This window comes from Cytophagia bacterium CHB2 (assembly GCA_030263535.1).
Lineage (GTDB): Bacteria > Zhuqueibacterota > Zhuqueibacteria > Zhuqueibacterales > Zhuqueibacteraceae > Coneutiohabitans.
Map to the genome: position 1 here is coordinate 1 of SZPB01000082.1, position 20025 is coordinate 20025.

Below are 20025 nucleotides of genomic sequence, written 5' to 3' on the forward strand. Positions count from 1 at the left end.
GGTCGAAACCGCCGAAGCGAAGGTCCCGTTCAAGGAAACGGTCAAAGGCTCGGCGAAGGCTCAAGGACGCCACAAGAGGCAGACCGGAGGGCGAGGCCAGTTCGGAGATTGCTGGCTGGAGCTCGAGCCGCTCGAACGAGGGTCCGGGTTCCAATTTGATAACAAAGTCGTGGGTGGCTCCATTCCTAAGAACTACATTCCCGCCGTCGAGAAAGGCGTCCGCGAGGCATTGGAAGGGGGACTGCGGGCCGGATTCCAGGTCGTCGACGTCCGAGCGACGGTTTACGACGGCTCGTACCACGAGGTCGACTCCAGCGAGATGGCCTTCAAGATCGCAGGCGCGCTGGCTTTTCGGGCTGCCGCGGAAAAAGCAGACCCGACCATCCTTGAACCCATTGTAAACGTCGAAGTCGATGTGCCGGATGAAACCGCCACCCAGCGCGTCGAACAGGGTGAATCGGGCGTGGATGCCCTGTGCCTGGTGGCCAGCGGGCGGCGCGTCTACGCCATGGACCCGTTGAGGCAGAAGTCGCTGGAAGACCTGCCTCTGGACCTCAACTTTGACCCGGGGCGCCTGGGCTCATTGCGGAGCGTGCGCATGGGCGGCGAGGGGCGCGACCGGCTCTGCCTCGCCGGCGCCAGAAACGGCGTCTACACCATGCTGCTGGCCCACCGCAAAGCGGCCCGAGAGTACCCCATCGGCAGCAATGTGGAGGCGCGCACAGGGGTCAATGCCGCGGTGCTTTACAGGAATTTCATCTACGCGACTCACAGTGAGTTCGGGCTGCTGCGCTGGCCCCTGCTGCAGCCCTACAGCCCGGCGGTTCACGTCATGCCGGACCTGACTTCCCGCTTTTCGACCACCCGGGGCCTGACGCTCTTCGACGAGCGCCTGCTGTTTGCCAACGGCCCCACGGTGCTGCTGCTGGAGCAGGGTTTGGCGCACGGCGCGGCGCTGCGTGTTGCGGCGCGCTATCCGGGGACGCGCCATGAAGTGACGGCCCTGGCCCACGACGGCCAGTATGTGCTGGTGGCCGACGCTGCGGGAGACGTTTACGTCTGGGAACCGCGACAGGGAACGCCGCCGCTGCTGGCCTTCAGGGCCGGAAAGGCTGTGGGTGAACTGGCGGCCACCACGCTCTCAGGCGACCGCAAGTGCCTGCTGGTCGCCCTCAAGTCCACCGTCATGCCCATGCTCTTTCAGGACGGCAGCACCGCTCGGGAGTTCATCGCGCCGGAGCCCATCCGCTCCTGCGACGTGCTCGAAGGCGTGGTGGTGGGCCTTTCACGAGACCGCATGCGCGTGTTTGCCTGGCGTGAGAACCGGCCCGAGTGGCCCCAGTGGCAATTCCAGTTCACCGAGCCTGTGCTTGACCTGCGCCTGGTGACGCCGCGCGAGATCGCCGCGGGCAACTCCAGCCGCCAGCCGGCGGTGCAGCCCGGCCATGAATCGTCTGCGGACAGCCAGGCGCAGCGCCACAAACCGCTGCAGCGACCGCCGTCCTACTGATTTATTGTTCCAGTCAAGGATTGCCCATGAAGACCGGACTCTCGTTCCTGGTGGCTTTGAGTGTGTTGTTCGGCGCCGCCCTGGCCTGGCCGCGGCAGGCGGCCCACACCCAGGAGGCTCCAGCCCCCCAGCGCAAGCTTTCCAGCCAGGTGACGGAACTCAAGCCGGGCGTCGCCTTCGATGTCACCGTCAAGCAGAGCGAAAGCTACCTGCGGGCCTTTTCGATCAAGGTTCCGCCTTCGGCCAAGAGCCTTCATGTCGCAGTGGAGGAGGCGACGGCAGACATCGATCTGATTCTGTGCCTGGGCAAACAGCCGGCCACCCTGGACGAACTGGAAGAACAGGCCGAACACATCTCCTCGACGGCACGCTTCAATGAAGTGCTGACCCTGGACAAGGATACCGAGCCCAAGCTCAAGGCAGGCACCTACTTCATCTACGCCGGTAGCCTCCAGGCCGAAGTCGAGGAGGAGATCACGTTCCGCATCACGGCCTCGCTGGATGCCGCGCCGCCACGCGTCGAGCGCAAGCGCCCGCCGTACCGTGTTCACCAGCCTGAAGGTCTTCAGCGCGCGATTGACGCCAGTGTGCGGCTGGACAGTGAGGTCAGTACGGGCAGCGCCACGGTCGTCACGCCTACGGGCCTGCTGCTGACCTGCTATCATGTGCTGGAGTCAGAAGGCGGCGGCTACCTGCAGAAGGGCGTTTATGTGTCGTTCACGCAAGACCCGCGGCGTGACCCTGTGCAGAGCCATCTGGCTGAAACCGTGCACGTGGACAAGTCCCTTGACCTGGCGCTTCTGCGAATCGTCAGCGACCTCGACGGCAACCCCGTCAGGCAGCCCGCCTTTGCCTGGGCACCTCTGGGCAACCCCGCTGATCTGATGCTGGACGACGACATCCGCTGCCTGGGCTACCCCGGCATTGGCGGCTCGCGCAGCATCTACGGCATCACGCTGTCGCGCGGCATCGTCGCGGGCTTCCTTGAGCGAAGGGGGCAGGTGCAGTTCATCAAGACGGACGCTCTTATCAGCGCCGGAAACAGCGGCGGCGGTGCCTTCAACAGCAAATTTGAGCTCATAGGAGTGCCGACGGAGTCGATGCACGCCGATGAAACCATGGAGTCTCTGGGCTATCTAAGGCCCGTGAGTGCCCTGCCGGAAAAGTGGCGCAAGCTGATTTACGAGGAGTACCCGAAGTAAATCCCGACAGCATGGGCTGTCATGTAGTACAATCTGTTGGGCGACCAGCGCAGCGTATCGCGGTTGGCTGCGCCCAGCGGAGAGCGACCTGGTGTTGGAAGGGAGGCGCGCGGCATACGCCTCCACACGCGGCCCGAAGTTCCGCAAGACCTGCGCGAATGATCGCCCAGGCCGCAAGCACTGAAGGTAACGGACGCTTACTCGACGCTCGGCACAGCCAACCGCCGCCTCCTCTCGGGAGGCGGTTTGGTTTTGAGGCCGCGCCGCCCTGCTTTTTCATGGTCTTAGAGGGGGCTCCACTGATACCGGAATTCGGCACCCTGCCTGCCGCGTTATGATTTATTCGCACCCGTTATCGTCGCTTTGGGCGCCTTTTGCCTATTTGGGCGCACATGGCGCTACCCGCCAGAGCCTGATCCGGTTGCAGCGTTAGCCATTGAAAACTGACATCTGAAATCTGATAAGTGCCCGCCATGGCAGCCATCACCTACGTTGAAGCCATCACCCAGGGATTGCGCGAGGAAATGGCTCGCGACGCTGACGTCTTCTGTCTGGGGCAGGATATCGGTGTCTACGGCGGCGCTTTCGGCGTCACCAAGGGCCTCATCGACGAGTTCGGCAAGGACCGTGTCTGGGAGACTCCCCTTTCCGAGTCCGCCATCATCGGCAATGCCATAGGCGCAGCGATCTACGGCTTGCGCCCCGTGGCTGAAATGCAGTTCGCGGACTTCGTTGCCTGCGGCTTCAACCAGTTGGTAAACAACGCGGCCAAGCTGCATTACCGCTGGGGTCCCAAAGTGCCGCTGGTGGTGCGCCTGCCCTGGGGCGGCTTGCGCAGCGCCGGGCCGTATCACTCGCAAAACACCGAAGCCTGGTTTTACCGCACGCCGGGACTGAAAATCGTTTGCCCCTCGACCCCGCGTGAAGCAAAGGGATTGTTGAAAGCCGCGATTCGCGATCACAATCCGGTGCTGTTTTATGAGCATATTGCGTTGTATCGTCTCGCTTCGATCAAACAACACCTGCCGGAAACAAATGAAGATTTTCTCGTCCCGATTGGCGCTGCGCATCTCAAACGCGAGGGCCGTGATTTAACCATGATCACTTACGGCGCCTATGTGCATCGTTGTCTCGCCGCGGCGCAAAAACTCGAGGAACAAGACGGCATTTCGTGCCAGGTGCTTGACTTGCGCTCGCTGCTGCCGCTCGACAAAACCGCAATTCTCGACTGCGTGCGACAGACCAATCGCGTGTTGATTGTGCAGGAAGATTCCAAAACCGGCGGCCTCGGCCAGTCCATTGCCTCGATCATCGCCGAAGAAGCCTTTGAGTATCTCGATGCGCCGGTGCGTGTGCTCGGCGCGCTGGATGCGCCGGTGCCGTACAGCCCGGTGTTGGAGGAGGCGTTTTTGGTGAGCACGCAACAAATCGAAGAGTTTGCAAGGAGATTAGTAGAGTACTGATGCACATTAATTCTGAGCTGCTCAGGCATGCAACTAGCGGTGTAGCCGAAAAGTCTGCTTTCGTTCAAACATTGTACTCGAAAGCAGATGGTTAGCCTCATCGATTATGCAAGACAAGGGGTTATCGGCCACACCCTAGATCAATTAATCAAATTGCAGCGTTTATTCTTGGTAAGAGATTCATTCAAACCCTTGCAGGCCAGTGAGCATCTTGGCCTGCAAGAGTTTTGATTTTGGGGGAAGTAAAAAATGAAGGCCTATGGCGCGTTAGATCGGAAAGCAACCGTCAAATGACAAAAACCAACATTCTACTCGCAGAAAATACAGCCGGGCGGCCGTAATCATCTGGGATGCCAAGCAGGGCAAATTTATTTCGCCCAACTGCAGCCGCGATACCTCATCGTGAAGCTGCGACAGACAAATGCGGTTCTTTCAGACCCAGCCAGAAGGGCTTTAATTCTGGAGGTATGATTTCCTCAAGAATGATCTTAGAGTCCGCGTAAGCGTTGTAGGCCAAAACCAATTCATGCAACTGTTGTTTTAACAACGCAAGCCTTCCTTCCTGCGGCATGCCATTTCTCAACTCGTTGCGTGCGCACACAAGAAATTCCCCGATCTTTTCCGTATAATAATTGCGCATGGCGGCATTGATCAGATTCTTGACCGAAGCCGTGATTTCCCTTTCTTTCCTGTGCGGGCGTTGCACGCCATGTCTTGCATGAAGCGAGGCCAGCTTTCTCTTGAGCCGATTGTCCGTTCCGCGATAGATAAAAATCGATGGGCGATCACCGTTGTGTCCACTTGTTGAAATCATTTTCGCCCTCATGTAATGCTCAGCCATCACTTTTTCTTTGGGTTCCATCTCGCGATGCGAGACGTAGTGCAGCGTACTGGCCTTTTTGGCATGTTTGACCTTGATCATAAGGTCCATGCCGGAAAAATAAATAAACTCGTTCATAAACACCTCTGCTAATAAACGTCCTGTTGCAACTGATTTGAAAGAACATGAGTCTCGCGCCGTCCACCACCCTCTTTGCGACGGCGGCAACTACTTGATGAGCGACTTTCCTTCTGTTTCTTCGGTGATATGAAAGTCAATTCCCATGACCGTAATCACCCGCTTTGCTTCATCAATTTGAGCGATTTTCCCGACCACTTCAAGCATCTTGTCAAACTGCGGTTCCGCCTGGAGCTTTTTAGCCCGATTATCCACCTCTTTCGCCAGGAAAACACCTTCCTTCAAATAGGAACCTTCGAGCTTTACCAGCATCTCCGGTTTAATATCGTCCAGACTTGCGATGCCCTCATCAAATTCGGTTTCCTTGGTCACCCTTACCGGCAGCGAGAACACTTTGAATTCGCCTTGTTCAGGAGTGACGGACTTGACCGTGGCGAGCAGGCGCCAATCATCGTCCAAAAAATCTCCGGCGCGGAATTCGATTTCAACCGCCGTCACGGATTGATCCGGCTGGATAGCCCCGTCAATTTCGATCCACTGGCCGACTTTGACATTGGCAAGGATTTCCGCTTGCGTCCATTTCTTGGCGCGCTGCGCTTGCAGCGGCGTGCTGCTGAATAGGCAGAATCCCAAAACGGCAAGAGCTGATATTGAAAAATACACTTTCATAGAAAACCGCCCTTTTTCGAACTCTTCGTTCGTCGCTCAATTCCCCGGCGCTGAAGCGCCTCTTCATGCGCTCGCGTTAATATACGAAAATGGCGACGACAGGATGTCACTGATATGTGGGATGATTGTAAAATGCTTGTGAAATACTTGTGATCCGTGAAAGCGTGTGGCCAGGTTTCTAGCCAATTTCCCCGCAAAAAACTTTTTCTTCCTGTAACAAACAAACTTCGCATAAACCCATAAGGTTTCAAATGTGCTTGTTGGTGACCTGTTTTTCCTCAAGCTCGAAAAGATAGCCTGCGCCGTGCACGGTTTTGATGTAGCGCGGTTGATCCGGGTTGGGCTCGATGTGTTTGCGCAGGCGGCGCACATGGGTATCCACGGTTCGCGTGGTCGGATAGACTTCATAGCCCCAAATATCGTCGAGCAAACGCTGCCGCGTTAGCAGCTCTCCCTGATGACGCAGGAAGTATTCCAGCAAGAGAAATTCACGATTGGTCAAATCTTGCCGTTCGCCCGCCTTGACCACTTCGTGGCGCTTCACATTTACCACCACTTCGCCAAACGTGATCTCATCCGGCAGCATTTCGGTGTTGGCGCCCCCGGCAAATTCGCCGCGCCGGAGATGCGCTTTGATGCGCGCCAGCAATTCGCGCACACTGAAAGGCTTCGTGATATAATCATCTGCCCCCAGCTCCAAACCGAAAACTTTATCATTCTCCTCGGCCTTGGCGGTCACCATCAGAACCGTCGTTTTCATGCCTTCATCACGAATCCGTTTGCAAATCTCAAGGCCGCTCATGCCGGGCAGCATCAGATCCAAAATCATCAAATCCGGATCAAACTCTTTAACCAGGCGATAGCCTTCTTGGCCGGATTTGACAGACCGGATATCATAGCCTTCGTCGCGCAAGATGTTTTCAAGGCCGTACAGAATGGCGTCGTCATCTTCCACAATAAGTATTTTTTTCATGCCGAATGCTCAACGGTTTGATGATGTTCCTGGTTTGATTGTTCAGCAGATTCTTCGCCCGGCGTGTCATCGTCTGGCGGAATCGGCAACGTGAGGCTAAAGGTCGAACCCTTTCCCTCCACACTGCGCACACGAATCGCGCCCTGATGCGCCTCAACGATGTGTTGCACCAGCGTCAAGCCCAATCCCACTCCACCTTGGCGCTTGGAGTTGAGCTTCTGATCGACACGATAAAACTCATCGAAGACCCTGGGAAGCTGGGCTGGCGCAATGCCAATCCCACGATCTTCGACTTCAATGTGAACGTGCGCCTGATCGCGAAAAGCGCGCACGGTGATGCTCTTTTCCTTTTCACTGTACTTTACGGCGTTGCTCAACAGATTGAGCAGCGCCTGCACTATGGCATCGGCGTCCCAAAACAGCGCGGGCAACAAGTCATCGATCTCAGACTGGATGGTGAATCCTTGCGCTTCGGCATGTGGGCGGAAAGAGTCGATCGCTTTGCGCAGAACAACCGCTGGCAATTCATATTCAAAATTATACTGTTTCACGCCCCGTTCGATCCTGGAAAAATCCAAAATGTTTTCAATGAGCCTTCCCAGGCGATCGCTTTCACGGCGGATCACGCCCAGGTATTGACCGGTGCGCATGCGCAACTCCTGATTTGAGGCGGCGGACGGCTGGCGAAATTGTATGTCCAGATGCTCTGCCAGCATCTTGATCGAAGTTAAGGGCGTGCGTAACTCGTGTGAGACGCGCGAGACAAAGGTCGATTTCAACTCAGACAGATGCGCTTGCTCCCGCGCAAACCTGATAAAAAAATAGGCGCCGAAGAAAATGCTCAACAACAGGAGTGCAATCAGCCAAAGCCACAACAGGCGGCCAAAATCGCCTGCGGGCGGCGAGGGCTCTTCGTTGAGGAATACACCCACCTGCCAAAACCTGAAGGGGGAATCCAAAGATTGCGTGGCAACCGGCGCCGCTTTCGGTTCCGCCGTTCCAATGACATATGCACCATCGTTGTCCAGGATCGCCGGAATAACGCTCTCACTAGTTTCCAAATGGCTCAAAATGACCGGAAAAATCCGTTCGCGCAAGCGTGTTAAATTCACCCGAAATCCCAATAATCCGGAAATGGAAGAACCGGATTGATCCGGCAGCGGATGGTAACCAAGCAGAAACGGTTCGTCGTCAGCCTGGCCGGAGAAATAGCGAATAATCGGCCGGTAGTTTTTTCGTTTGATCACGAGTTCGTGCAGTTCTTCATCGAACACCTGTACAAAGTATTTGTCGCTAATGCGCTTCTTTTGCTGCCTCGCGAGTGCCTGGAATTGCTCCCGATAAGATTCCACATTGGACAGTCGCGGCGAGGAAAGAATCCTTGCTGACAAAACCTTGATCCAATTGGCAAAATTCGAATATTGTTGTCGATTGATCGTGTCGCTTCGTTCCCACAGATCCTTGCTCATGCGCAAAAGCGTCGCGATCGCCTCCAGTTCACGGCCGAGATTGTCGAGACAAACGGCAATCTGATATTGCGCCAGGAAACGCAAATACGTTTTGTTGAGATCCCTTATTTCCGGATATTCCTGCAACAGTTCTTCATAAGTGCGCAGTGCGGCCTGCCAATCGGCTTTCTTTGTTTGAGCACGCCCGAGCAGGCTGTGCGCCATGGCGTGCAACTGCGGTGAAGCTGTTTCCACTAGTATTTGTTCATAGGTGGCAATGGCCTCGTCAAGATCATGAGACTGGTATTCCAGCTCCTCGCCGCGAGTTGACAGTTCGTTGTACCGCTCGTAATCACGCACAATCGTCTCGCCTTGTGCTGCGTGGACGGATGCGCTTGCCCTTTTCAATGTGGGTTCGGGAGGATAGACGACCTGGCCGGGGCCAACGAACAGCGCGCAGGAAGAAATCAGAGGTTCGGTGACGATCAAGCTGTCCAGTTGCCCGGTGGACAGCGGCGTGCCGAGACGTTCCAGAGCATGCTCGATCGAGTTTTGCAGTCGCGTTTGCACATTTTCAAGCTCGCCGTCTATTTCGCGAGCCGCGAGACGAACAAACTGGCGATAGCTTTCAACAACTTTCTGCTTAGCCAGCAGTTGTTGATTCTCGAACGCGCGCCAGCTCAAATAACCCAACAAGCCGCTGGGCAAAAAAATCAGCAACACGAATATAGCCGCCAGGCGCAGTTCGCGCTTTTGATCGAGCATGAATTGGCGCAACGGCCGAGGGCCATTCACCGAAACTGCTTTCCTTGAGGTGAGAGCTTGCAGCAAACGCATTGCATGCCCCAAAAGGGTTGATTTCAGTCAAAAAATTTTATTAAGGTAATGCTTTCAAGCTATTTTAGCAAGAGGGCCTTCAATTTCACCACCTACCACGTGCCACTGTTGCGATTGCAGAATTCGGCGTTCGAATCAATGTGAAAGTATACTTGAACAGAAGCCATTTCCTCGGCAGTTACTCCCGCAAACTCCGGGCGATTGTGGCACGCCCGAAAATCGTCCCCGTAACTTAGGCGGCTTCTGTTTCTGCTCTTTCAATTCTCCATATTAGTCCGCCGCTAGATAAACTCGGACACTACCCGCCAAACAATCTGCTCGTCCGCAATTACCCCTTTCATCATCTATATCTCTGAGCGCGCAGTGGATTCATATGTGCCTGTCCAGCCAGGCTGTTACAGTCATCACTGAAATCTACGTGCAAACGAATCGCCCCGAGGTCACAACTGGCATAGTAGGTTTTGTATAAGAACAGTTAGAAAATTCACACATCAAACCACCTGCATTTCAAAAAATATGGAACTCGCATTTCGGAGGTTTCTCAAAATGCACACGAGCATTCTTTTCGAACACCTTTTAACCGGCAACAACGAGAAAATCTGTGCGGCAACAACCATTCTGAAAATGATCGGTGCGCATCTTCGCGTAATGTTACTGCTCAGTCTTGTGGCCGGCTGCGCCGGAAGTGTCAACACTCAGGCACCAATGAAGCAAGCTACAGCAAACTCATCGGCAACGGCACACACCGGTATTTCCGGCAACATACTGAGCCAGTGGATTGACCGCAGCCCGACCATCAACCCGGTCTCCTTGCCCCCTGCCGGCGAAGATTGCGGCTTAATCTACGATCCGGTGCAGCATCGCATCGTTTTGTTTGGCGGCAAAAACGACCAGAACGAGAATTTGAATGAAGTTTGGGCATTGGATTTGGCAAAAAATACCTGGCGAAAACTGGCTGTGGAAGGCGAGGCCCCGCCCGGAAGCGAGGATCATGTCGTCATCTATGATCCGCTGAGCTATCGCTTGATTCTGCACGGCGGGGAAAAGGGAAAATCAACGAACAAGACCTGGGCATTCGATCTGAAAACGCCGCGCTGGCGCAATATGACCGACTCAACCGCGCCGGTGCGGGAGGATCATACCGCGATTTTTGACAGCCGCGGCAAACGCATGGTCCTGTTCGGCGGCCGCGACAATGACTTTACGCTGTTTGACATTTGGGCTTTTGATCTTGATCCCCAATCGCCGACATTTGAAAAATGGCAGGATTTGACGGTTTTTGATCAACACCCCATGGGCCGCGCCGATCACGTGGCAGCTTATGACAGCCTGCGGAATCGCATGATCGTTTACGGAGGGTGGGATAACGATAGCAACGAATATATTGAAGACACTTGGGCGTTTTATTTTGCCGAACCGCCCGATACCGCAGGGCATTGGCGGCAAATCAAAACCAGCAAATCACATCCCCCAAAACGCCGCCATGCCGTGGGCGTTTATGATTCGGCGCGAGATTGGTTTATCATTTTCGGTGGATATGGCGAGAAAGGATTTCTGAATGATGTGTGGGCATTCGATCTCAAAGAAGATTTGTGGATCAATATCACACCCGGCCCGCAGCCGCGCATGGATCATCAGGCGATTTACGATCCGCGCAGCCAGCGCTTAATGATCTACGGCGGCGATGCCTTGCTTGAGGGCAAGTTTCACGATCTTTGGGAATTGCAGGTTCAGCCGGATTTGCCGCTGGAGCTGCTGTATCGCGGCGCGGGCGCGAAACCCAAAGCCGCAGCAAACGAATAGAACAACGCATAAAAAAAGCCGGGGCGATTTGCCTCGGCTTTTTTTGTCACCACAATTTAAGAAATCCTGTAGATCCTTGTTGCAAACGGCGCACGGCTTACTCGAACCGCAGAGCCGCAATCGGATTCATTTGCGCAGCCTGGCGCGCCGGATAAATTCCGAAGACGATTCCCACCAGCGCCGAAATGCCGAACGAAATCACCACGCTGTAAAATGAAATGACGGTATCCCATCCCGCAAAAAGATTGATTCCCTTGGCCATGATGGCGCCGATAATAACGCCGATGATGCCACCCGTGGCGCTGATCAAAACCGTCTCATGGAGAAATTGACCAAGAATATCGCGCTCGGTGGCGCCCAGGGCGCGGCGAATGCCGATTTCCTTGGTGCGTTCGGTAACGCTGGCCAGCATGATGTTCATGATGCCAATGCCGCCGACCAACAGCGAGATGGCGGCAATGGAACCCATGACGATGTTAAACACGCGTTGCGTTTTCTGGCTTTGCGCTAAAAGCTCGGCGGGAATGATGATTTCGTAGTCATTCACGCCATTATGCGTCCGGTTAAGAATTCGCTTCACGATTTCGGAGGTCGTGATCACCTGGCCTTCATCCTTCACTTGAATGGCAATTTCTTCAAGCGCCGACGGGCGTTCGCCGTCGGTAAAGCGTTTCAGCGCCGTGGTAATCGGAATATAAATGTCTTTATTGATATTGCGCAATTTGATGATGGAGGCCTTGTCTTCCTTCATGGTTTTGGATTCCATCACGCCCACCACTGTAAACCAGCTTTCGCCGATTTTAATGCGCCGGCCGATGGGATTGCGATACCCAAAAAGCTCGCTGCGGATTTCGGAACCAATCACACAAACGCGTTTGGCGTCTTGCACGTCTAGCGGCGTGATGAAACGGCCTTCACCGGTGCGGAAATTCGTCACCCACTCGTAGGTTTCATCCGTCCCCACCACGCGACCGGTTGATTCCTTGTTGCCCAGCATCACTTCGATTTCGACGAATTTCAAGGGCGTCACCCCGGTAACGTTGGGCAAATTCGCGCGGATCAACTGGCCGTCAGTGTAACTCAATCCTTTGGAAAATTTCTTGTCGGCTATTTCCGCCTGCTCTCCAGTCAGCTTCACTTGGTTGATGCGGATGTTGTTGGTTCCCAAAAGTTTTATCTGTTCGATAGCCGCGCGCTTGGCGCCTTCGCCGATGGACAGCATCGAAACCACCGCCGCCACGCCGAAAATAACGCCCATGGTCGTCAGCAGGGAACGCAGCTTGTGGACCAAGATACTCTTGATCCCAATGCGCATGTTTTCAGATAATTGCATATAATCCTGATGTCAATATGAAGGTACACGCCTGAAGACTGCAGTGAATTGGCGGAGTATTGAAGTACTAAAAAATAAATTGACTTGAGCAATACCTCAATAATCCATCCCAACACTCCCTCACTCCATTTTCTCACGCCTGCGGCAATTCCTGAAACAGCTCCACCAATTGGTGCGTTTGGTCGCCAAACAGCTCACGCCGGATCTGGCCGTCTTGCATATAGATCACGCGTCGGGCCCATTTAACTTTGGAAAGCTCATGCGTGACCAAAACGATGGTGGTGCCCTTCTTGTTCAACTCATCCAGAATTTCCATGATCTCGGTTCCGGTTTTGGTGTCGAGATTTCCGGTGGGTTCATCGGCCAGAATAATATCTGGATTAGTGACCAGTGCGCGCGCGATGGCAGCGCGCTGATTTTCACCGCCGGAAAGCTCATTGGGGCGATGGGTGCTGCGATGGCCCAGGCGCACCGCTTGCAGCATTTGCAGGCTAAGCTCCTGGCGCTGGACGCGATCCATTCCCATGTAAATCAACGGCACTTCGACGTTTTCCAACAGATTGAGCTGCGGAATGAGATTGAAGGTTTGGAACACAAATCCCACTTTGCGGTTGCGCAGCCGCGACAGTTCCTGATCTTGCAAGCCTTCGACCGCGGTGCCATCCAGCCAATACCGGCCGGAGGTGGGGCGATCCAGGCAGCCAAGCAAATGCATTAGTGTCGATTTCCCGGAGCCGGAAGGGCCGATGATCGCCACAAACTCGCCGCGATTCACGTTCAGCGAAACGCCGCGCAGCGCATGCACCTCCGTCTCCCCCATCATATAGGTTCTAGCCAAATTTTTTATTTCAACAAGCATCGCATATCTCCAATAAGATCGAGCGCTTAAATCGCAGCCGGACGGCCGAGCAACACCTCGTCACCTTCCTGCAGGCCTTCTTCGATCACGGCCAGACGGTCGTTGCTCTCGATGATCGTGACCGGGCGAGCTTCAATGCCGCCTCCTTTTTTCTTCACGTAAACGATCGTCTTGTCATGTTCATCGACAAAAATCGCTTCGAGCGGCAGGTAAAGCGCATTCTCATACTCATTGACAACGATCTCAACCGTGGCGCTCAATCCCGGCTTCAGACGAACGTCTTGCTCATTCACCTTCACCGTTACAGCAAACACTTTTGCCCCGGTCATTTTACCGGTGAGGCGGCTGATTTTGCGCCGCGCCAAATCGGCAATCGTCTTGACTTCGCCTTTAAAAATTGCATCCGGATATGCGTCCAGCCGGATTTCCGCAGGCAGCCCGACTTTAATTCTGGACAAATCGACTTCACTGATTTCGGTGTCCACCATCATGGAAGAAATGTTGGGCAAGTACATCAAATCCATGCCTTCGAACGGCGTCATACCGATCGAAACCTTTTGCTGGCTCTCGGCATCGCCATAAGTGGCATAAACCACCAACCCGGAACGCGGCGCCAGCGCCACACCCTCGGCCAATTTTCGCTGCTCTTGCGCCAGCCCTCTGGCGGCGCGTTCAACGCCGGCGTGGGCGGCATCGACCGCCGCTTGATAAGCCATGGTGCGGGATCGCAACTCCATGTAAGTCAGCCGCGCCTGCTCAACTTCACTCTCCATCACGAAGCCTTTTTTCGCCAGCTCCGGCAAGGCTTCATAGCTTTTGCGCGCCGCTTCTTCCTTCGTCTGTTGCGCTTCCAAATCGCTCAAGGCCTTTTTCAAATCAGCTTTTGCCACCAGCAAGCCGGAATGCGCCTCATCACTGGAGATCACGTATTTTTCCGAGGCGTAGATGATCAACGTGTCTCCTTCATTAACCCATTGGCCTTCCGGCGCCATCCAGATAAGCTGCTTGTCGTTAATGGCGCTGATGGTGACTTGCTCTTGAGCGCGCAGATCGCCGGTTTCTGTGATCTTAATGGCGACCTCACCCTTCTTGACTTTCGTGGTCGGAATATCGGCGGTATCCGAATCAGAGACCAGCAGCGAATTGCCAACAAAAAGAATGAAGATAAAAGCGGGCAGAACGATCATCGTCGTTTTCCGGCGATTTTTGTCCGACAGAAACTTCTTCGCCCACTCCGGCTGCAGTGTAGAAATATTCATGCGAGGCACCTGTTTGATTTAGCTTGTTTGGTCCGAACACATCATTGCGCCACCGGCTGGCCGGTCAGACTTTCCAGCAAAGCCAGTTGAATATGATAATCAACCAATTCGCGCACGTATTGCGTTTGCGCCTTCAACAACGCTTCCTGCGCATCGGTGATATCCAAATTCGAGGCGCGGCCGAGGTTAAACATGGTCGTGGCAAAATCAACTTTCTGCTCTGCAGCTTCAATGCTGCGCTGCAACGTATTGATCGCCTCGATGCTGCTATACGTATTCCGAATGATATTGCGGATGCTCACGGCCAGTTGGCGCTTGACATTGAGCACGTTGTCTTGCTGCTGCGACAGATCGATCTGGGCGTTTTCTGCGTTGGCAGCGGCCGTACGATCCAAAAAGGGATAACTCAGGTTTATCGTCGTGATAAAACCGGTTGTCCGTAGGTCAATATTTTGGTCAGTATCCTTCTCAAAACTGCCGCTGTAACCGGCGGTCACGTCAAATTGGGGTAATAACTGGTTCTTTGCCACTTTGAGCTGCAACCGGCTGCGATCAACCGCAGCTTCAGCGCTGTGCAGGGTGGGATTATTTTCCAGGGCCTGCCGCAGCAAGCGTTCTTCCTGCAGCGAAACCGGCATGTAACTCAATTCTACATTCAGCAGCTCAATCGGCATTTCGATGGGTATACCCATCACCTCTTTGAGCGCATCAAGGGCAAACTCGTAGTCGCTCTGGCTCTTGATTAACGAGGCCTTATCCGTGGCAAGCTGGATTTCCGCGCTCAAAACGTCGCGGCGCGTCGCCAGTTTGGCCGCCACTTTCGATTCCGAGGCGGCAAACAAGGTCGAATCACGCTCGATGGCCGCCTGATTCACCCGCATCAATTCACGCTGATACAAAACTTCATAAAAGGCGCTCTTGACCGCGTAAATCGTTTGCAGTTTGGTGTTCAGATAGAGCTTTTCCTGCATTCTGCGATCATGGCGCGCCGTTCCAATTGCGCTGTTCACTGTGCTCGGCCAGGCATTGCGCAACAGCGGCTGCCGCAGTTGCACCGAGTAGATGCGATTTCTTGTCCGGGTTGGCGCAGCGCCGAATTTGTCCGGCGAGTTGAGATCGCGCCGAATATCGCCGGTGAAATCGAGCACCGCACCAGTCGGCAGGGCTTGCTGCACCGTGGCCACGAGCGCTCGATTTTCAAAATCCAACTCCGTCGGATCCGTAGGGTTGGCGATATCCAGCGGCCGCTTTTCCAGGGTATTTTCCTGCGTGCCTTGAATGCTGAACACTGGGAGATAAGCGCCGTAAGTGCCGGCGTACGTCGCTTCTGCTTTCGAGAAATCGCCTTGCGCGAGGCGCAGGGCGATACTCTTGCTGAGCGCGATTCCGATGCAATCCTCCAGCGTCAGCGGCGCTTGCACGGCAGCACTGATCTCCGCCTCGCTGAAGGATTTGTATGCAGAGATTGAGCCATTGACTGCCGTGCTGTCATTTTTTTGAGCCTGCCCCGGACCGGCCGCGAGCAGGGTCATCAGCGCCCCAACAAAAATCGAAACGCCGATCTTGTAGTCGTTTGTGCTGTCCATGAAGTATAGTCTATCTGATGACCGATCTGCTTTTGGTTTGGTTGGTGATCTTGATTGTCATCCCCATCACCGTAAATGTGCTCTTTGCCACGTCGACTCTCTCGATTTTACCCTCAGCCTCAATAGTGTTTTCCAGGCCGGAGTCTTCCGCAAGCTTTTGCGATTCGTCTTCGACTTCTTTGGCTAAAAACGTACCGTCTTTAAGGTAGGTGCCTTCGACCTCGACAAACGAGCCGACTTTCACCTGTGAAAACCCCTTGAAGGTTCCGGCTTCATTTTCATACTCCGTATCTTTGTGCACCTTGACGGGAATGCGCATGATTTCCATCTGTTGCTTTTCCTGGTCAACTTTGCGCACAACGCCAACGAGGCTCCAATCGTCATCCAAAAAATCGCCCGTCATGATTTTCAATTGCGTGCACATAATCGTGAGATCCTTCTGAATCGTGCCTTCCATCTGCACCCACTGGCCGGGTTTGAGCGCCGCCATAATTTCCGCCGGCGTCATCCAAACCTTTGGCTGCGCCCAGCCGGATGAAGCTGCGCCCAAAAGCAACAAACCCAGGGCCGCCGCAAAAAAACGGTTTCGTGTTTTCATCATATGTCTCCTTGTGACTCTTAGATGATGTGTTGTGGATTGTTCCTCCTGCTTCTACTCTCCAATCCCAATGCGGCTTCGAACAATCTCACACTCTATTTACCGCCAGGACATCTCGCTGCGCAAATTATGTCTATTTTAGACCACAATTTTACTTGTACCGGATAGTCCCGACGACGGTTTTAGCTGGTTACAACTGCGCTAATATACGCTATTTTAAATACTGCGTTGTCACGTCCATGTCTCATGGCCGTTAAATCAACGTCAATGTTGAAGTAAGAAGGAAGGCAAATTAACAGCACCAGAACACCGATCAGATTACTCACCATTTGTTTTAAAGAATGTACAAAAATCGCATTCCCCCAGAGTCATCAGCGCGTCATAGTATTGTAAAATCTAGGTAAATCCTGTGAGGCAAACTGATGAAAGGTCGATGTTTGGCTCAACAACTGGACCTAAAAGACTGGCCCTATCCGATCATGTCGATTCAGGATGATTCACTGATCGCCGCCGTAGGCTGTATTCACCCTTGCCCCCTCTGGCCGTAGGTGATTTTCCAAAAGCATGCTTTGCGTTTCGGGCAGAAGCCATCTTCAACGACAACTTGAACGCAAAAGGCCGTCGCCAAGTAAAACCACCGCTGCTCCGCAACAAAAACCGTTTTTGTTGACCTACAGCTTATAGCACAGTAATACGGTAGGTTGACGTCAACGGAAGGAATTTGCGTCAATAATCCCGGGTGATAAAAAAATCATCGTTGTTATTGACGTACAACTCATACCAGGCTTGCAGCACCAAAAGACCCCAGGTGCGCTTGCCGGCAGATTTTTTCTTGCTGGCTTTGTCTGCCTCGAGTATCTGCTGCACGGTGTCCGGCCGCAACAAGCCGGTTCGTTTTAGCCCGCCGGGCGAAAGCAGATACTGCTTCAGATGCTCGACCTCGCCTTGCGTCCAATAATAGCTCGGATAGCCGGTCGGCTCGCGTTCGCTAATCTCCGCGGGCAAAATGTCTTCAAAGGCCAATCTCAAAACCGCTTTCAACATATCCTCCGACTCGCTGCCTTTGAAGCGCGCCGGAATCGTATTGGCAAATTGGATTAATGGCGCATCATAAAAAGGATGGCGCACTTCCACGCCGTTAAGCGCCGCACTTCGATCATACACAGTGACAGATTTTTCCGTACCCTGCATTCTCGTCGAAATGCCATAAATCAAATCGGATAAATCCTCGCCTACCACATCTTTCCCATATCGCGCCACAACGGATAACGCAATTTGGCGCGCCTCAGCGGGCGGTTCGACGAGCAACTCGCTTTGTTCCTCTAAAGAAAACAGTTTAGTGCGGTTGATCATCACCAGTTCATCAACGCTGACGCCGGCGCCGGCCTTTTGGCGCGCTTTTTCCACGCTTTTTTGTGTCATGCGCTCGAAGGTCGCTCCGGCATTGGAGCCGGTGAGGCACAAGTTGATGCCGGCATTCCTCGCCGTTTCCGAAAGAAAATATTTCGAATAGGCATTCGGCGTCAACATCGGCTCATCAAACTGACGAAGAATGCGGGGCAGCAGCAGATTGGGATCATGATTCGGCTCGATGCTGATGGCATGATGAACGCTGCCAAAGCGTTGCGCCGATCGTTCCGCCCAATAGAGATCACTGTCGAGATGTTTTTTCTCAGGGTTGGTGCGAAAGCCCAGCGTGATGGTGTGTGTTGGCACGCCGAGCATGTTCAAAATGGCAAGCACGATGGTGGAATCGATACCGCCGCTGAGAAAAATTCCGAGGCGCTCGGCGCTGCCGGCATGCCGGCGCACCGCTTGAATGACCTGCTCGCGCAATGCCGCCGCAAATGTTTGCAAATCGCCCGGCGCCGGCCGATAAGGTGGAAAGTGCCAGAACTGGCGCTTCGTCACCCGCGCACCGGAATCCATTTCCACGATTTCGCCATGAAAAACTTTATAAACATTTTCAAAAATGCTCAGCGGCGCAGGAATGTAGCCAAACGTCAAATACGCTGTCAGCGCCTCGCGGCTCACGCTGCGTTTGACGGCGGGATGAACGAGAATTCCCTTCAACTCCGAAGCGAAGATTACCGCCCCCTTCTCCACAAGGTGGCACCAATAAAGCGGCTTGCCGCCCAAAGCATCGCGCACAATGCGCAAACGCCGCTCGTTCTTGTCCCAAATTGCCAGGCCAAAATTGCCGTCCAATTTTTCTGGAAAATCAGACGGGTTTTGCTTGAGATGTTCGAGGGCGGCTGCGGTATCGCGATTTTTGTAATGTTGCCGCCACTGCGGCAGCAAAAAATCCTGGGCATTGAAAAGAGCGCCGTCCAGCAACGCAACATGATGTTCGTCTTCATGCCATTGCGGCTCGCCTGGCATTTGTGATACCGGCGCAAACACATGGCCCAGTCCCAAACCGTTCGTTTCATCACTAAAAAATCTTCGCGCCGCCGATCCCCGATGCCCGATGGCATCCAGCATCTTAGCCAAAATTTCCCGATTCGCCAATTCGGGATGACGCGGGCTGAAAACCCCGCAAATTCCACTCATAAAGTTCCTCCACAGGTTGCAGCAGTGCAGCGAGGTTAATTGGAAAACAACCTGATTATCCAGCACAACTTGAATGGTCGTTGAAAGGTAGGCGTTGCAGTTGCGGGCAATATTTATCCCTTCAATACCGCGACCGGACGAACCCGCACAACCGGCCGCGCCAACGACAACGCGGACATGGCGTGAATCACTTGGGAAATATCTTTGAACGAGCTGGGCGCCTGCTCAGCAATGTTGTCTGAGCCATAACGATAAAGCCGAATATTTTTGGCCTCCATCTCGCTATGAACTTGTTGCTCGGTGAAGCGCGCCAGCGCGTCGGGTTTGTCCATCACGCGGCCCGCGCCGTGATTGACTGAGCAAAACGTATCGATCGCCTTCTCATCGGCCACGCCGATAAAGGAATGATGTCCCATCGAACCCGGAATCGGCACGGGCTGGCCGGTTTGGGAAAACACCGGATGGCCGGCAAAGCGCGAGGGCGGCAAGGCGCTGCTGGCGCCGTGGCGATGCACCCACAGCTTTTCGCCGTTCCATTGCTCAAATTTGATACTGACGTGAGCGCAATCATAAAGCAACGGCATCGGCAGCGCATCATCGCTGAGTGTTTTGCGCATGGCAGCGCGCAGCTTTTCGGTGAGGGCGATACGGTTGGCAAAACCAAAATTCGAGGCCGCCGAAACCGCGCGCGCATACTTGATGCCTTCTTCTGAATCCGCCGGCATCGACCAGATTGGCGCGCCATTTTGAGCCGGGCGGAATTTTTCTTCCAACTCTGCCAGATAAAGTTTCATCATCCGGCTGCCCAGCGTGCGTGAGCCGGTGTGCAACATAAACACGGCTTTGCCCTGGGAAAGTCCCAAGAGCTTGGCAGTGTCGTGATCCAATACCTCGATAATTTCCTGCAGCTCGAGGAAATGATTGCCGTCGCCGATGGTGCAGAATGTACGCAAGCCTTTCTTGATCGCCTTCTC

At 54.2% G+C, this 20025-nt stretch carries 15 protein-coding genes; 4 read left to right on the forward strand and 11 right to left on the reverse strand.

Annotation, left to right across the window (positions count from 1 at the left end; genetic code table 11):
• From FBQ85_10230 to FBQ85_10240, 3 genes are all read left to right on the forward strand, one after another.
• The coding region (locus FBQ85_10230) for a hypothetical protein (protein ID MDL1875525.1) at window positions 1-1510 on the forward strand (1510 nt) is incomplete at its 5' end.
• A 26-nt stretch (window positions 1511-1536) separates the two neighbouring features.
• The gene (locus tag FBQ85_10235) at window positions 1537-2712 is read left to right on the forward strand and encodes a trypsin-like peptidase domain-containing protein (GenBank protein ID MDL1875526.1); all 1176 of its coding nucleotides are present in this window, start codon (window positions 1537-1539) and stop codon (window positions 2710-2712) included.
• A 473-nt stretch (window positions 2713-3185) separates the two neighbouring features.
• The gene (locus FBQ85_10240) at window positions 3186-4175 is read left to right on the forward strand and encodes an alpha-ketoacid dehydrogenase subunit beta (protein MDL1875527.1); all 990 of its coding nucleotides are present in this window, start codon (window positions 3186-3188) and stop codon (window positions 4173-4175) included.
• A 397-nt stretch (window positions 4176-4572) separates the two neighbouring features.
• Here FBQ85_10240 and FBQ85_10245 read toward each other — a convergent pair whose 3' ends face one another.
• The 4 genes from FBQ85_10245 to FBQ85_10260 all read right to left on the reverse strand — a co-directional run bounded on the left by FBQ85_10245 (window position 4573) and on the right by FBQ85_10260 (window position 9060).
• Window positions 4573-5223 (reverse strand): hypothetical protein, encoded by a 651-nt coding sequence (locus FBQ85_10245; GenBank protein MDL1875528.1) that lies wholly within the window; start codon window positions 5221-5223, stop codon window positions 4573-4575.
• Window positions 5224-5802 (reverse strand): hypothetical protein, encoded by a 579-nt coding sequence (locus FBQ85_10250; GenBank protein MDL1875529.1) that lies wholly within the window; start codon window positions 5800-5802, stop codon window positions 5224-5226. It lies immediately after the preceding gene.
• A gap of 247 nt (window positions 5803-6049) precedes the next feature.
• Entirely contained in the window at window positions 6050-6775 is a 726-nt protein-coding gene (locus FBQ85_10255; GenBank protein MDL1875530.1) for a response regulator transcription factor, read from the reverse strand.
• A complete protein-coding gene (locus tag FBQ85_10260) occupies window positions 6772-9060 on the reverse strand; it encodes a tetratricopeptide repeat protein (GenBank protein ID MDL1875531.1) in 2289 nt (762 codons plus the stop codon). Before FBQ85_10260 ends, FBQ85_10255 begins: the two co-directional genes overlap by 4 nt.
• Window positions 9061-9576: 516 nt before the next feature.
• Here FBQ85_10260 and FBQ85_10265 point away from each other — a divergent pair.
• Window positions 9577-10863, forward strand: coding sequence for a hypothetical protein (locus FBQ85_10265; GenBank protein MDL1875532.1), 1287 nt, complete (start codon window positions 9577-9579; stop codon window positions 10861-10863).
• Between the two features lie 97 nt (window positions 10864-10960).
• Here the strand turns inward: FBQ85_10265 and FBQ85_10270 are convergent, their stop codons facing one another.
• The 7 genes from FBQ85_10270 to FBQ85_10300 form a co-directional block, all read right to left on the reverse strand.
• A complete protein-coding gene (locus FBQ85_10270; protein ID MDL1875533.1) occupies window positions 10961-12196 on the reverse strand; it encodes an FtsX-like permease family protein in 1236 nt (411 codons plus the stop codon).
• Between the two features lie 133 nt (window positions 12197-12329).
• Window positions 12330-13055: an ABC transporter ATP-binding protein gene (locus tag FBQ85_10275; protein MDL1875534.1), complete on the reverse strand. Its 726-nt coding sequence runs from the start codon at window positions 13053-13055 to the stop codon at window positions 12330-12332.
• A 26-nt stretch (window positions 13056-13081) separates the two neighbouring features.
• Window positions 13082-14314: an efflux RND transporter periplasmic adaptor subunit gene (locus FBQ85_10280; protein ID MDL1875535.1), complete on the reverse strand. Its 1233-nt coding sequence runs from the start codon at window positions 14312-14314 to the stop codon at window positions 13082-13084.
• Window positions 14315-14355: 41 nt separating this feature from the next.
• Window positions 14356-15900, reverse strand: a complete 1545-nt coding sequence (locus FBQ85_10285; protein MDL1875536.1) for a TolC family protein — start codon at window positions 15898-15900, stop codon at window positions 14356-14358.
• A 10-nt stretch (window positions 15901-15910) separates the two neighbouring features.
• Window positions 15911-16498 (reverse strand): hypothetical protein, encoded by a 588-nt coding sequence (locus tag FBQ85_10290; protein ID MDL1875537.1) that lies wholly within the window; start codon window positions 16496-16498, stop codon window positions 15911-15913.
• A 726-nt stretch (window positions 16499-17224) separates the two neighbouring features.
• The gene (locus FBQ85_10295; protein ID MDL1875538.1) at window positions 17225-19051 is read right to left on the reverse strand and encodes a hypothetical protein; all 1827 of its coding nucleotides are present in this window, start codon (window positions 19049-19051) and stop codon (window positions 17225-17227) included.
• 113 nt (window positions 19052-19164) lie between these two features.
• Window positions 19165-20025, reverse strand: an 861-nt coding sequence (locus FBQ85_10300; GenBank protein ID MDL1875539.1) for an RtcB family protein, incomplete at its 5' end; no start/stop codon positions are given.

Coding starts and splice junctions, on each gene's coding strand:
- FBQ85_10270 (MDL1875533.1), bottom strand. CDS start 12,196: ATGCAATTATCTGAAAACATGCGCATTGGGATCAAGAGTATCTTGGTC.
- FBQ85_10275 (MDL1875534.1), bottom strand. CDS start 13,055: ATGCTTGTTGAAATAAAAAATTTGGCTAGAACCTATATGATGGGGGAG.
- FBQ85_10265 (MDL1875532.1), top strand. CDS start 9,577: ATGGAACTCGCATTTCGGAGGTTTCTCAAAATGCACACGAGCATTCTT.
- FBQ85_10260 (MDL1875531.1), bottom strand. CDS start 9,060: ATGCGTTTGCTGCAAGCTCTCACCTCAAGGAAAGCAGTTTCGGTGAAT.
- FBQ85_10255 (MDL1875530.1), bottom strand. CDS start 6,775: ATGAAAAAAATACTTATTGTGGAAGATGACGACGCCATTCTGTACGGC.
- FBQ85_10280 (MDL1875535.1), bottom strand. CDS start 14,314: ATGAATATTTCTACACTGCAGCCGGAGTGGGCGAAGAAGTTTCTGTCG.
- FBQ85_10250 (MDL1875529.1), bottom strand. CDS start 5,802: ATGAAAGTGTATTTTTCAATATCAGCTCTTGCCGTTTTGGGATTCTGC.
- FBQ85_10240 (MDL1875527.1), top strand. CDS start 3,186: ATGGCAGCCATCACCTACGTTGAAGCCATCACCCAGGGATTGCGCGAG.
- FBQ85_10235 (MDL1875526.1), top strand. CDS start 1,537: ATGAAGACCGGACTCTCGTTCCTGGTGGCTTTGAGTGTGTTGTTCGGC.
- FBQ85_10285 (MDL1875536.1), bottom strand. CDS start 15,900: ATGGACAGCACAAACGACTACAAGATCGGCGTTTCGATTTTTGTTGGG.
- FBQ85_10290 (MDL1875537.1), bottom strand. CDS start 16,498: ATGAAAACACGAAACCGTTTTTTTGCGGCGGCCCTGGGTTTGTTGCTT.
- FBQ85_10295 (MDL1875538.1), bottom strand. CDS start 19,051: ATGAGTGGAATTTGCGGGGTTTTCAGCCCGCGTCATCCCGAATTGGCG.